Source organism: Exiguobacterium sp. s152 (assembly GCF_018618335.1).
Classification (GTDB): domain Bacteria; phylum Bacillota; class Bacilli; order Exiguobacteriales; family Exiguobacteriaceae; genus Exiguobacterium; species Exiguobacterium chiriqhucha.
In genome coordinates, this window is record NZ_JACSLX010000001.1 from 671273 (window position 1) to 684762 (window position 13490).

The 13490-nt window shown below is 48.5% G+C and carries 12 protein-coding genes; 5 read left to right on the forward strand and 7 right to left on the reverse strand.

The window, feature by feature from the left end; all coding sequences use genetic code 11:
• Positions 1-38: 38 nt before the first annotated feature.
• Together KNP72_RS03440 and KNP72_RS03445 are read right to left on the reverse strand one after the other, a co-directional pair.
• Positions 39-236 (reverse strand): CsbD family protein, encoded by a 198-nt coding sequence (locus tag KNP72_RS03440; protein WP_021066447.1) that lies wholly within the window; start codon positions 234-236, stop codon positions 39-41.
• A gap of 55 nt (positions 237-291) precedes the next feature.
• Positions 292-690, reverse strand: a complete 399-nt coding sequence (locus tag KNP72_RS03445; protein ID WP_214832137.1) for a hypothetical protein — start codon at positions 688-690, stop codon at positions 292-294.
• A 146-nt stretch (positions 691-836) separates the two neighbouring features.
• Here KNP72_RS03445 and KNP72_RS03450 point away from each other — a divergent pair, with 146 nt between their 5' ends.
• The 3 genes from KNP72_RS03450 to KNP72_RS03460 are packed head-to-tail and all read left to right on the forward strand — an operon-like array spanning position 837 to position 3479.
• Positions 837-1769 carry an ABC transporter ATP-binding protein gene (locus KNP72_RS03450; protein WP_214792592.1) on the forward strand — a complete coding sequence of 311 codons (933 nt, stop codon included), beginning with the start codon at positions 837-839 and terminating at the stop codon, positions 1767-1769.
• Between the two features lie 5 nt (positions 1770-1774).
• Positions 1775-2524 (forward strand): ABC transporter permease, encoded by a 750-nt coding sequence (locus tag KNP72_RS03455; RefSeq protein WP_251128830.1) that lies wholly within the window; start codon positions 1775-1777, stop codon positions 2522-2524.
• The gene (locus tag KNP72_RS03460; RefSeq protein ID WP_286038285.1) at positions 2433-3479 is read left to right on the forward strand and encodes an ABC transporter permease; all 1047 of its coding nucleotides are present in this window, start codon (positions 2433-2435) and stop codon (positions 3477-3479) included. The genes KNP72_RS03455 and KNP72_RS03460 overlap by 92 nt, the downstream gene beginning before the upstream one ends.
• A 41-nt stretch (positions 3480-3520) precedes the next feature.
• Here KNP72_RS03460 and KNP72_RS03465 read toward each other — a convergent pair whose 3' ends face one another.
• A complete protein-coding gene (locus KNP72_RS03465; RefSeq protein ID WP_286038284.1) occupies positions 3521-6205 on the reverse strand; it encodes an HD domain-containing phosphohydrolase in 2685 nt (894 codons plus the stop codon).
• Positions 6206-6406: 201 nt separating this feature from the next.
• On the opposite strand from KNP72_RS03465, the gene KNP72_RS03470 reads away from it, so the two are divergent.
• Together KNP72_RS03470 and chrA are read left to right on the forward strand one after the other, a co-directional pair.
• On the forward strand, positions 6407-6715 hold the full coding sequence (locus KNP72_RS03470; RefSeq protein ID WP_214718081.1) for a PadR family transcriptional regulator: 309 nt from the start codon (positions 6407-6409) through the stop codon (positions 6713-6715).
• A 5-nt stretch (positions 6716-6720) separates the two neighbouring features.
• Positions 6721-7905 (forward strand): chromate efflux transporter, encoded by a 1185-nt coding sequence (gene chrA, locus KNP72_RS03475; protein WP_214718083.1) that lies wholly within the window; start codon positions 6721-6723, stop codon positions 7903-7905.
• A gap of 35 nt (positions 7906-7940) precedes the next feature.
• Here the strand turns inward: chrA and KNP72_RS03480 are convergent, their stop codons facing one another.
• The 4 genes from KNP72_RS03480 to KNP72_RS03495 form a co-directional block, all read right to left on the reverse strand.
• On the reverse strand, positions 7941-8441 hold the full coding sequence (locus KNP72_RS03480; protein ID WP_214718085.1) for a YdcF family protein: 501 nt from the start codon (positions 8439-8441) through the stop codon (positions 7941-7943).
• 90 nt (positions 8442-8531) lie between these two features.
• Positions 8532-10475, reverse strand: coding sequence for a bifunctional metallophosphatase/5'-nucleotidase (locus tag KNP72_RS03485; RefSeq protein ID WP_353048438.1), 1944 nt, complete (start codon positions 10473-10475; stop codon positions 8532-8534).
• A 218-nt stretch (positions 10476-10693) separates the two neighbouring features.
• Complete coding sequence (locus KNP72_RS03490) at positions 10694-12064, reverse strand: hypothetical protein (protein ID WP_214832138.1); 1371 nt, start codon at positions 12062-12064, stop codon at positions 10694-10696.
• A gap of 16 nt (positions 12065-12080) precedes the next feature.
• Positions 12081-13454 (reverse strand): alpha/beta hydrolase family protein, encoded by a 1374-nt coding sequence (locus KNP72_RS03495; protein ID WP_214718102.1) that lies wholly within the window; start codon positions 13452-13454, stop codon positions 12081-12083.
• Positions 13455-13490 lie beyond the last annotated feature (36 nt).

The following is a 13490-nucleotide window of genomic DNA, read 5'->3' on the forward strand; positions in this document are numbered from 1 at the left end:
AACGGGAAGTCGCAGTTGTCGCGACTTCCCGTTTTGTATTAGCGGCGTTCGTCTTTCAGGCTTTCGAGGTTTTGTTGGGCTTGGCCGGTCTTCTCTTTGGCCGTCCCCTTCACTTGATCTTTCTGGCCTTCACGCTTGAGCGATTGGTTGTCCGTCGCTTTGCCGACCGCTTCTTTCGCTTTGCCTGCCGCTTTATCGATTAACCCGTCCACTTTTTTGTTAAGTCCGTCTTTCATGTGAATCTCCTCCTCGTTGTATCATGTCTAATTCATGTACCACTCTGAGGAAAACTCAAACATAGTGCTCTTTGACGAGTACCCGGAAACGCGGTCGGACGGTCAACTCGATTGTGGTCACCGTACTGTTCCGGTCCTCGTTCATGACGATCAACAGTTCGCCGTGGTCGCGCCGATCCTCGAGCACCTCGACTTTCCCGACCGTTCGCAACAGCTGGTAGTATAGCAGCTCGCCCGACGCGTCTTTGACGTTCACCTCGAACTCGTGATAACTCGGGGAGATTTTAAAATAAAATGACTCTGTCCCGTTCGAGAAACGGAACACCGACTCGTCATAATAAAACGGGAGTGTCGTATCCATTCGCTTCGGCTCGACGGTGCAAAATAACGCCCACGCCATCTCGTCCGGAAACTTCTCGCTCGACTCTTCTTTATTGAACTGCCACCCTTTCATCGCGATCCCTCACTTCAACTTCCATTAATTGTCTGAATAATTCAACTATTATAATTCATTCGTCATTGGGTTCGGAAGTTCCTGCAAACGGGAACAAAACATTGTATGCTTTTTCACGTTCCTGATTTGAAAGGAGTTGCGTCCACGTGTCTATCATCGCGCTCGACCATGTCACGAAACGGTTCTGTGAGACAATTGCCTTGAACGACTTTTCACTTCACGTCGAGGCCGGTGAACTGTTCGGCTTGCTCGGACCGAATGGGGCCGGAAAGACGACCGCCATTTCTGTCATGCTGAACTTATATCCTGCCGACAGCGGTACCATCCGTATTTTCGATCATTCGATGCCAAAAGACGAGCAAACGATTAAACGGCGCGTCGGTATCGTCCCGCAGCATGTCTCCGTGTACGACCAGCTGACGGTGTTCGAGAACATTCAATTTTTCGCCGAGCTGTACGGGTTCAAACCGGCCGAGGCCAAACAAAAGACCGTGGCCGCCCTCGACTTCGTCGAACTCACCGCGCACCAAAAGAAACGTCCGCCGGAACTGTCCGGGGGGCTCCTTCGTCGTCTCAACATCGCCTGCGGCATCGTGCATGAACCAGAACTTATCTTTATGGATGAACCGACCGTCGCCATCGACCCGCAGTCACGCAACACCATCCTCGAGAATATCCGCGAGTTGAATCGACGCGGGGCGACGATCATCTATACGTCCCACTATATGGAGGAAGTCGAGATGCTCTGCGACCGTGTCGCCATCGTCGATGAGGGACGAATTATCGCCGAGGGCACGCAAGATGAGCTGAAAGATCAAGTCATGACGCTCGAGACGGCCCGCATCAAAGTCGACGCCCTCACTCCGGGCCTCTTGGAACGACTCGAATCACTCGAGCGGGTGAAGAAAGTCGATTACGAGGAACCGTTCCTCGACGTGTCACTCGAGAAAGACACCCCGCTCGCCCCGCTGCTCGACGTCCTCCATGACGAGCGGGTTCGCTTCACCTCAATCACGGTCGACCGTCCGTCCTTGAATACCGTCTTCCTGGCGCTGACCGGTAAGACACTTAGGGAGTGATGACGATGAAACTATGGACGTTCATCAAATATGATGTCAAACAGCAACTGCGGGACCGCTCGACCTTGTTTTGGATGCTCATCTTCCCAATCATTCTCATCTTCGGGCTCGGGACGATGCTGTCGGCCATCTTCAATAGCAACTTCTCGCTCCCGGTCACAGACGTCGCCTACGTCGAACAGTCGACGGATGATTACCGGGTGCCGCTCGAGACGTTCCTCGCCGACGACGACATCAAAGCATTTATCAATCTCGTCCCATACGATAGTATCGCCGCTGCGGAAAACGGCGTGAACGATGGCGACGCCGACGTCATCCTCCATTTGGACGGTCCCGACGTCCGTCTGCTTTACGAGGAACCGTCGACGATCGAATTTGACGTCATCGAGGCCATTCTCCGGCAATATACGGACGTCGCCAATCAGCAGATTATGCTCGCTGAGGCAGGTGTTTCCGCCCCGTTCGAGCCCACGACGTTCATCGACAGCGAGAGCATCGATTTGTCGGGTCGGACCCCGACATCACTCGAATATTTCACCGTCACGATTTCCATCATGACGGCACTGTTCGGTGCATTCTACATTACCGGCATGCTCAGTGAGGAGCAGCCGATGACGGGGAGCTATCTTCGGATCCAAGCCGCTCCGGAAAAAAGGGCTATGGGTGTTCACGTTCGTCTCCGTGTTCGGGTTCGCTCTCATCCTGTCGTTCCTCAGTTCGACGTCTGCCTTGAACGCCTCGATTGGTATTCTTGACCGCGACGGCGGAACACTCGCCGGTCGCGTGATTGAAGAGGCGGGACGGTTCGGAGCGGTGACACCGCTCGAGACGGATGAGACCGATGAGGCGTTGCTACAAGGACAAGACATCGTCTTAGTGATTCCGGACGGATTCAGCGAGGCGCTCTTGGATGGCGAGACACCGCGATTGTCGTTCAGTGCGACCGAAGGGAGTGACGCCGCATTGATCGAACAAGCGCTCAATTCACACTTGTCCCGTGAGCGGCAACTATTGATCGCAAGTGAGTTTGACGAGGAACGGTTCACCGAACTCGCCGAACGTGAGACGGAAAACGGCTATACCCTCTCTAGTGAGCCGTTCCAACAGAGCGTGGCGACGACGGCGCGGACGCAGGCGTTCCTCGGCCTCTTGTCGTTCGTCATGATGTCGGCGTTCCTTCAGTTCATCCCGCTGTTCGTCGCCGACGACCGGGACGAGAAAATCTATTCCCGCCTGTTCGCCGCCCCTGTAACGCCGCGGCGTTACATCGGCTCGTTGTTCGTATCGTTCTGTGCGGTCGGTCTGCTCTACGTGCTCATGCTGCTCGCCTTCAGTGCCGTGCTATACCGACAAGACATCTTGACGCACCTGCCTGTCCTCACGTTGTTGTTCATCGTCTATTTGTTCGTCTGTCTCGCCATCGGGTCGCTCATCGCGATTCTCGCGACGAACCGGGAGAAGGCGAACATCTGGCAGACGTCCGTGACGATGGCGGCGGCCATCACCGGCGGCGCCTTCATCAGCCTGACGTGGCTTCCGGAGACGCTCCAAGCCGTTGGGCGCTTCTTGCCGACGTACTGGTTCAATTACGGGATCACCCAAATGTACGAGGACCATTTCCCACTCCAATCCGTCCTCATCATGCTCGGGATGGCGCTCGCTGTCTTTCTCCTCAGCGCCTGGGCGTTGAAGAAACGGCCGCTCACATAAAAAGGAGAGCCATCGCGGGCTCTCCTTTTTATGTGAGTCGATTAACGTTGCAACGTCGGCACGACTTTCTTGAAAAACACCTCGACGAGTTCCGGGTCGAACTGCCGGCCCGCTTCTTCTGCGATGACCGCGAGCGCTTCGTCGAGCGTCTTCGCTTTCCGATACGGGCGTCCCGTCATCATGACGTCGAACGTGTCCGCAATCGAGATGATGCGTGACGCGAGCGGGATCTGCTTTCCGCTGATCCCTTTCGGATAACCATTCCCGTCCCATCGTTCATGGTGGGCGAGCACGATTTCGGACAGTGGCCCATACTCCGGCACCGTGCTCAAGATGTTGTAGCTCACTTCGGGATGACGTTTGATTTCACGCCATTCGGACTCGGTCAACGTGCCCGGCTTGTCTAAAATCTCATTGCTGATCGCGACCTTGCCGATATCATGCAGTGTCGCCGCCGTGACGAGTTCGTTCACATCAGCACTCGTGAACCCCATCGCCTGTCCGAGTTGCCGCGACAGCTCGGCGACGCGTTGCGAATGTGCTTCTTCGCGCGGGATTTTCTCGTAGAGCGTTCGCATGATGAGCTGAATCGAATGATGGCGTCGGCTTTGTTTCTCCGACACTTTATGGTGATACATCCGGTCCTCGGCCAAATTAAACACTTCCGCGATGGAGAGCGCGTCATCGTCCTTCACCGCTTCGCCGAACGATGCCGAAATCGGCAGCCCTTCGATCGATTTGGCGAGGAACAGTTGGCTCAGGCGATCGGACAAGCGGTTCGCCTCTTCAAGTGACGTATTCGGCATGATGATGACAAACTCATCCCCACCGATTCGAGCGACCGTATCCTTCCCTCGAATCTCACGTTTGAGCGTCATCGTCGCCTCAATCAACAAGCGATCCCCGACGAGATGACCGAACGCGTCGTTCGTCAGCTTCAACCCGTTGACGTCGACGACGATTAAGGCGAGCGGATAATAGTCCGGCTCATCGTACGTGATGAGCGCCTCATCGAAGTAACGGCGATTCTTCACCCCGGTCAACTGGTCGTGATAACTCAAATACTCGATTTCCATCTCATATTTCTTCTTCTCGGTCACGTCACCGATATAGCCGTGCCAAAGGACATGCCCTTCATCAAGCTTCTCTGGACGCGACGATCCTAAAATCCACGTCGTCCGGCCGTCGGGCGTCAGGACACGAAACTCCGCATCCCAAATCGTCAAGTTCTCGTACGACGTCTCAATGCTCGCCATCACGTTCGGATAATCTTCGGGATGGATTTTTGAGAACACGAGACCCGGGTCTTGTTTCATCTCCTCGAACGTAATACCAGTCAGCACCTCGAATCCTCGGCTAAAGAATGGGAAGTGGAAGCTGCCGTCCGGGCGCCGCTCGAACTGATAGATGGCACCGGGCACTTGATCGGACAGCTTCGTGAGCAATCGGTCCCGCTCGGCGAGTTCTTCCTCGAGTTGGACGCGTTCCGTCACGTCTTTGGCGACGGCGTAAATATAGTTGCCTTGGACTTTTGAATGCCACTCGATTGATCGATAGTCTCCATCGATCGTCCGGTATCGGTTGACGAAACGGAAGATGTCCTTCCCTTCTTCGAGCAAGGCGAACGCTTCATTCGTCTTCTCGACGTCATCGGGATGAATCAGGCTCGTGAAGTCCATGTTCTCGAGTTCTTCGAGCGGAAACCCGAGCACACGCTCCCACGCCACGTTCAAATGGAAAATCTCATGATTGGTCAGGGACATGATGCACTCCAAGTCGACGGTCGCGAACCCTTCGAACATCGACTCTTTCGCATCCCCGATTTGCCGGCCCGCTTTCGTCATCTGCTCGAGGATGTGCACGATATACAATTCGACGAGCCCAAGGCGGCTCGCCTCTTTATTTCCTTGCATGACAATCGTCAAATCCCCGTAAAAAACCCCATCTTTCTCGATTTTAAACAAGACGACTTGGCCAAGGTTAAAAATCCGTAAAATATTTTTGATCAGTCGTTTCGGCAACACCCCGTCGACGAGCGGGAAAATGTCGTCGAACACGATTGGGCTCGGTGCCTCGAGTAACTTGGACCGTTTCGGGCTCATCGGCCATTTGCGGCCAACCGGATGGAAGCCTAGCACATCGAGGCTGCGCTCGAGCAGTTCATCAATGCCCGAGAGCGCCACGGTCGAGTACGTCTGTCCATCATCATCGACTAAATTGAGCGTCACGGCCTTGGCACCGGTGAACCCTCGAATCTGGTCGAGGAAATGTTGGTTCATCAACAATTCTCGTCCGGTCGTCACAAAGCGGTGCGACACGTTGACGAGTTGTTTCAGCGCATTGTTCTCTTGGACGTGCGGTGTGATGTCGTGGAACAGCGTCGACACATGACCCGGACGCTCGCTAAAGACAGACAGTTCATACCAGGCCTTGTTGCGACGTGAGAAATGTTCGAACGTGATGGCTTCGCCACTACTGACAGCACGCGCGACTTGGACGATCCATTCCCGTTCGCTGTATTCAAAATCTTTCAACTTGTCGGTGATCCGTCCACCGAGAAAATGTTCGCGCTTTGCTTTCATGATGCGCTCGAACGTTTCGTTCACTTCATGAAACTCGTAATCGACGGGCTCCCCCGCCTCATCGTAGAGCACTTTAAACTCGACGTAGCCTTGGGGCATATGGCGCAACAAGGATTGAAATTTGGTCTGGTCTAAGTCTGCCACGTCGGTCCCTCCTCCGTTCAATTCTACTTTTCAGTTTACCTCATTTCTTACAAATTCCCTATATTTTCCGAATCGATTCTCACCAATATGCGCACATTAAGTTTTTGTAAATGACACCTCACGGCTTGCACCTCACCACCACAATTGTTAGTATGATTACGAAAATCGATATCGAAAACCGATATTAAGGAGATGATGCACGTGGAAGACCGCGTTCTTCGAAAACTGTTTCTCGGTTTTATCCATATCCATATCTTACACCACGCCTCTGAGCACCCGGTGTACGGAGCTTGGATGGTCGAGGAGCTCCGTGAGCACGGCTACTCGATTAGCGCCGGCACGCTCTATCCGATTTTGCACTCGATGGAGCAAGACGGGCTGCTCGTCCGGACGAACGAGCTCGTCGAGGGTCATATCCGGAAAAATTACACGACGACCGAAAAAGGCCTCGTCGTCTTGGCGGAAGCCCGTCAAAAAGCGTATGAACTATTCAAAAAAATTAAGGAGTGAAGCACATGTCCAACCAACGCGTAACGTTCAAAACGTTACTTGAGATTTTATTCGTATCGACCCGGCTCGGCCTGACCTCGTTCGGCGGACCGATCGCCCACCTCGGCTATTTCCATGAGGAGTACGTCCGCCGTCGCAAATGGATGGACGAACGCGCCTATGCCGACCTCGTCGCCCTCTGTCAGTTCTTGCCGGGTCCGGCGAGCAGCCAAGTCGGCATCGGGATCGGGATCGTCCGTGGCGGCATCCTCGGCGGGATCACGTCGTTCATCGGGTTCACGGCCCCGTCCGTCATCGCCCTCATCTTATTCGCCCTATTGGTATCGGGACTCGACGTCTCAGACGCGGGCTGGCTTTATGGATTGAAAGTCGTCGCCGTCGCCATCGTCGCCCATGCTATTCTCGGGATGGCCGGCAAATTGACGCCGGACGCGAAGACGCGGACAATCGCGTTCTTCGCACTCGCCGGGGTGCTGTTATGGCAGACGACCTATAGCCAAGTGCTCGTCATCTTGCTCGCCGGACTTGCCGGGTTCTTGCTGTTCAAACCGCAAAACCTCGACGTCAAGTCGGCTTCGTTCCCGCTCTCGAAACGACTCGGGGCGACGCTTCTCGGTCTGTTCGGGGCGCTCCTCGTCATCTTGCCGATCTTACGGGAGACGATCGAGAGTCAATCGGTCGCCATGTTCGATAGCTTCTACCGCGCGGGGGCCCTCGTCTTCGGCGGCGGCCACGTCGTCTTGCCGCTACTCGAGCGCGAACTCGTACCGGCCGGTTTCTTAAGTGAAGAGGCGTTCCTCGCTGGTTACGGGGCCGCCCAAGCCGTACCGGGACCGCTCTTCACATTCGCGTCTTATCTCGGGACGGTCATTAATGGCGTGCCGGGAGGTCTGCTCGCCACGCTTGCCATCTTCTTGCCGGCGTTCCTGTTGATCCTCGGCGCCTTGCCGTTTTGGGATGCACTCCGTCGCAACCCGAAAGTCGCCGGTGCGCTCATCGGTGTCAACGCTGCCGTCGTCGGGATTTTGATTGCTGCCTTCTATCAGCCGATCTTCACGAGCACGGTGAACGGTGCGGTCGACTTCGTCTTCGCTGCTTTCTTGTTCGCCATGATCGCATATTGGAAGATGCCGCCTTGGGCGCTCGTCATCGTCGGGGTCATCGGCGGGATGATCATTGGCACGTTATAACACGAAAAAGGGACTTCATTGCGAAGTCCCTTTTGTCATGGTCGCCATTTCCAGCGCATATAGTTGATGAACAGCTTCACGTACGCCAACTGTTCACGGACGACGTACTTCAGTTTTGTGGCCGTCGGCGTTCTCGCATACAGTGCGTCGGTCGAGAGCCCAAAGTACAGGCGTCCGACGAGCCGGGCCCGCCTCACATGAAAGTCGTTCGTGACGACGGTCAGACCAGACTCCCCACTCCAAATCGGACGGCTGAACAGAAAGTTCTCGTACGTCGACGTCGACTCCGCTTCGATATGGATTCGCGCCGCATCAATGCCACGTGCCGTTAACTCCCGGGCAATGACGCGGGCCTCCGCCATCCCTTCATCGGGTCCTTGTCCTCCAGAAGCGATGAGTTCGACGTGCGGATATTGCTTCGCGTATTCAGCCGCCGCTTCAATCCGGTGCATCAAGGCCCGGGACGGTTGAATCCCGTTCACTTTCGCACCGAGGACGAGAACGTAACGATATGTTCCATCTGCAGTTTTTCTCATTGTAGGCTCCTTTATGCTTGAACATGAGTAAAGGACCTAACTATACTTTCCCTAGTCAGGTCCCTTCCTCATCCTATAATTACTTCGGGTTTACTGCTTGATGTCGACAATTCGCCCTTCAACAGTCGGTGTGACCGTTTGAAGTTTCACGAGATAATCACGCATGATTTCCCAGTCAATAATCCCCAAATCATTCACACGACCCTCTTCATATGCCTTTTTAAACTCAAGGTAGTTGTCCCCACCTTTTGCAGCAAAGAAGTTCGTTGCAATCTTATAATTCTCATTCGTTACGACGTCCACATATTGTCCATTACGAAGCACTTGCGCCTTCACAATTCGGTTATTTGCTGCTTTCGAACTATCAAACTCAATCTTCATACCTGACATATGCAAAAAACCGCCACTCTCAATTGGGTAGATGCTCACGCTACGCTCAAGGGCTGATAACAGTTCACTTCCTTGCAACGTCATGACCGCTAACGTATTTCCGAACGGAAGTGTTGTCAATACTTCACCTGCCGTCACAGGGCCTGCATTAATTGACGAACGGATACCACCAGCGTTTTGAATCGCTGCGACAACTTCGCCGTCGATTCGTTTTGCACGATCCAACATACCGTCCGTAATCAAGTTCCCTAACGCCGTCTCATTTTTACGAACGCTCGGTTTCTTGACATCTCCAGCGTCCCTCGGGTTGTCAAATGCCGCAGTCGTCGCCGCACCAATCTCGGCGTTACGGATGCTTTCAATTTCTTTTGCAAATGGAGCAAGTAAGCTGACCGCCCTCGGATCAGCGGCATAGCCTTTGATGTCAATCAACTTACCTTGGTGTGCAACAACCTTCCCCGTGTGGTCAAACTCGACATCGAGCGTACCGAGGAATTCCCCATATTGATATGCTTGTACAATTACAGTCGGCTCTTCTCCATCGACCACCACAACAGGTGCGTCTAAACGAGAATGCGAGTGACCACCAATAATGACATCAATTCCTTCTACGCGTTTCGCGAGTTCTAAATCATTATCGATTGCCGGATTGTCGTCGAACCCTAGGTGCGAGACGGCTACGATTTGATCGACACCGCGCTGTTTAAACGCTTTGACGGCTTTCTCGGCTTCTTCAACATAGTGTTGGAATTTGATTGGTCCTGGACTAGCGATGTTCGCCGTGTCTTCAGTCGTCAATCCGAAGAATCCAACTTTCTTCCCGTCCACCACTTTGATGACGCCTTCGTATAATTTTCCATCGTATGGCTTTCGCTCAATCTCATCCGAGTAAAGACTGCTCAAATATTGATCAGCACTATAATCCACGTTCGAACTGACGAATGGGAATTTGGCGTTTTGAATAAAAGTTGCAAATTCTTGGTGCCCCGCCTCTGTGCCGAGGTCAAATTCATGGTTGCCCGGTACCATCAAGTCATAGTTCATGTAGTTCATGAGTGTCAAATCAGCTAGTCCTTTGAACTCATTGAAGTAAAGCGATCCCGAGAACACATCTCCCGCATCGATCAACAAACGATCTGCATTCTCTTGTCTAAGTTGATTAATTGCCGTAGCTCGTTTTGGTGCGCTATCAAGCGAGGCGTGTGTGTCATTTGTGTGCATAAGCGCCAACTTATATCCCGAAATTGTATACGGAACTTTGAGTTGGACTGTCTTCCCACGTTTAGAATATGTAGCTGTAGCAGTAAAATTACCGATTTTCGAAGTAGATAAATTCGTCCATCTAACCGGTTGTTTCAATATTTTTCCGTCAACATTGACATTTAAAATCTTGTACTTCCCGTCAATTTTTTCTCCTTGTTTAAATGAAAGTGGGTGAGATGGTTGTAAAATTTCAATCGCGTCCACTTTTTGCTTAGAATTAGATACTTTGGCTGAATCTTTACCTACACTTGCACTAACAGTGAGCGGAAGTAAACTAGCAGTAACTAGAGACGTAGCGATGATACCTCTGAGCACTAAATTATTTTTACAGTTTGACATTCTTATTCCCCTTTCAAAGTTTCCCCAGTTAATTTTCCACACCTTGAGATCATAAATGCATTCTCATCTTCTAATCTATCCAACTACGCACAGAAACTCAATACAATTATGCTTCATTTAAAAATAATATATAAAATTAAAATATTTTTTACGCGAAATAAAAAGAATCCAATCATATCCGATTAGATTCTTCCGAAGTATACATTTTTTTAAATCATTATATTTTATTGATTGCGTACTACATATTATCCTTAGTTTATTTATGTCTCTGATGTGAAAGTACGATTAAATATAACTTTTTGATCTTGAGCTATTCGATTTCGAATAAATATTTTCACTCTATATTGATTTCCAGATTCATATGGAATTTTTGTTTCCAAATCATTTGAATACGGCGTTTTCTTATAAATTTGGTCATTCATATACCAATAAAATGCAACTTCTGTACTTTCATCAGTGACGACATTCATTTTAAATACTATTTGATCATTCTCAACCAAAAATTGCTCATTCATAACAAAGAAGTAGAGCAACGATGATTTAAGTGAGAATTTACGAGAAAAATAATAATCAATGTATTGAGGAGCAAAAAATTTTAATTCAGAGTGGTCTACTCCTTCAACAATATGATAATCGAATGGTATGTCAAGAGATTCCAAGTAGGATACAAACGGGTCCAGATGTTCCAACTTCCGTGAATCTGCTGTTCCAACCATTAAATGAATATAAGGCATTTCATCCCGCTTTTCTCTAACCAAATCGTAAATCAATTGATTCATTTCATATACATGATAAGATTGACTGCCACCGGTCATGTATTCAAGTAAATCAGGATGCTGACTAATCAGGAAATCTCCTAAATTAATTGAAGGTGCTAAACTGACAACCTCGCCAAATCCATATTTTAATGCATAGTATAATGCCACATATCCGCCTTTTGAGGAACCAAATGTTGTGACATGTTTTGGCGTCGCATGAATTCGATGTAAGATGTTCATGATCAATGAAATAACCGATGTCTCATTTCGGAAGGATAAATCCTTGCCTAAATAGTAACTTCCTTTTTCACCAAAATCATCTAAAATAAACAATTGATTTGCAGGATGGTCTTTAAAACTTTTCATATAATTAAAATTGTATTGATGAGGTCTTCCCATTGCTGAAAATACGACAATCAAGTCTTTACTAAATGCTTCATCCCTTGCAGGAATAAATTTATATTTCACTTGATCATGCATCGAAAATTTTGATTCAAACGTTTGAGGAAAAACTGGTCGCATCGTCAAAAAACGTGATGTCCGAATAATCACTTCAAAGTTCTGATTAGGTTCAAAATTAAATACTAAATAACCATCGATTACTCTTACTGTGTTCTTCGAAGAGCCAAGGATTTCAAATTCAAACTGCTTTCGCTTAGCAGAAAACAATTCAATAACACGGTTACGAATATTGTAGCGATAGAATTCAATCGGTAGAAATATCGGCCCCACTTCACCAATAGAAGTTCCTTTTATAATCAACATGGTTTCCTTAATGTCAGTTTGAACATTATGCTTTTCGAAGTAGGGTGTTATTTCATCTCTTAGTAAAGAAGCTAGAAGAAATGAATGATCTGTTGCTTGTGTTTTCATATTTACTCCTTTTCCATTACTTGAAGCAGTCTAAGACTAGCTTCCATAATGAATTCTTTTTAACATCCTTCTGAGAAGCCTTATTTTTATAAAAATGAAGAGCCAATACTTGACGCAGATACTTTGGATAACTTTCACCCAATAGATTATGTCGTTTGCCTGGATAAATATCAAATTCATATGGTACTTGTTTTAAATCTAAATATTCTAAAAAGGGTTCAATAACACCTTTTCTGTAAGGGTCATTCTCAATTGTTTGAATGAAAATTTTAGTTTTAGGCTTACTTCTAAAATCAATTTGATAAATCAGTTGATTTAAATAGGCTCTTTGCAAATCGATATTTTTTTCATATGCTGAAGGAGTCATCGTAAGTCTCATTAGCTTCCGCTCTTCATCATTTTCAAGCATCCAATCACCAATCTGATAAACACTTCCTCCTACAATCAGACCTTCAAAATGGTATTTTAATGCGAATAATGTAGCTATTCCTCCGGCTTTTGAAGTACCTAGCGCAATCATTCTTTCAAACCCAACACCACTCTCGCGAGAAATAGCATGTAAAAGCGAAACGACAGACGTTTCAATTTCGTGATTCCCATCTACTCCAATGTTGAAGGTTCCTCGTTGTCCAAAATCATCTAGTATAAATAACCGGTGGCACGGCTCATCTTGTAGCACTTTTAAATAATTGTAGCGTGCTACCTCGTCCGGTGACATGGCAGAGAATACGACGAGCATTTGTTGGCTTCCCTCATGTGGCTGAAACACGTAACGTATGGCTCGATCTGCAAAATACACATTTTCTCCTTGAAACGACGAGAAAATGGTCTCTTGATTTAAAAAGGACTGAATTGCTTCACCAGTCCCACTCAAAGTTTTCATACCAGGATAATATTTATATTTCCATTCGAACAACTTATCTTCAAACTCAGTGGGAAATACAAAGATAAGTTGTTGCAACATATTTTCTTCATGCATATGTCGAATAAATTGATTAAATACAAAATCGTCCCATAAACTTTTCCCGTTTAACGTTATATTTTTACACGATTTTACGCTTGGATATCGTTCTAAATCCAACTCAATCGTACTTAGCCATTGGAACGAAAACTGTTCATTAATTTGAATTTCATACAAATAATATGTTCCTCTTGAATCCCATTCGAGCAATGTAAATTTAGCTTTCTTCTGGGAATCAGCTTTCCATTCTCGAATTTCTGCTAACTCTTGATCGAATAGAGATTTCAATTTCTGATCAGACATACAATTTAATAAATGAAATTGATTATAAAATAATCCAAGTGATGGATGAGGGTACGATACACATTGATTCGAATACTCCGTCGATTCAAAATTCAAAGTCTTGAATGCCGTTATGATTGTCCCCATAGATTCTCACCTTTTGTTAAAAACACTTCCTCGTTT

What these genes read in the sequence shown, in the direction of transcription:
- KNP72_RS03440 (WP_021066447.1), bottom strand. Translation starts at nt 236, where the DNA reads ATGAAAGACGGACTTAACAAAAAAGTGGACGGGTTAATCGATAAAGCG.
- KNP72_RS03445 (WP_214832137.1), bottom strand. Translation starts at nt 690, where the DNA reads ATGAAAGGGTGGCAGTTCAATAAAGAAGAGTCGAGCGAGAAGTTTCCG.
- KNP72_RS03455 (WP_251128830.1), top strand. Translation starts at nt 1,775, where the DNA reads ATGAAACTATGGACGTTCATCAAATATGATGTCAAACAGCAACTGCGG.
- chrA (WP_214718083.1), top strand. Translation starts at nt 6,721, where the DNA reads ATGTCCAACCAACGCGTAACGTTCAAAACGTTACTTGAGATTTTATTC.
- KNP72_RS03480 (WP_214718085.1), bottom strand. Translation starts at nt 8,441, where the DNA reads ATGAGAAAAACTGCAGATGGAACATATCGTTACGTTCTCGTCCTCGGT.
- KNP72_RS03490 (WP_214832138.1), bottom strand. Translation starts at nt 12,064, where the DNA reads ATGAAAACACAAGCAACAGATCATTCATTTCTTCTAGCTTCTTTACTA.
- KNP72_RS03495 (WP_214718102.1), bottom strand. Translation starts at nt 13,454, where the DNA reads ATGGGGACAATCATAACGGCATTCAAGACTTTGAATTTTGAATCGACG.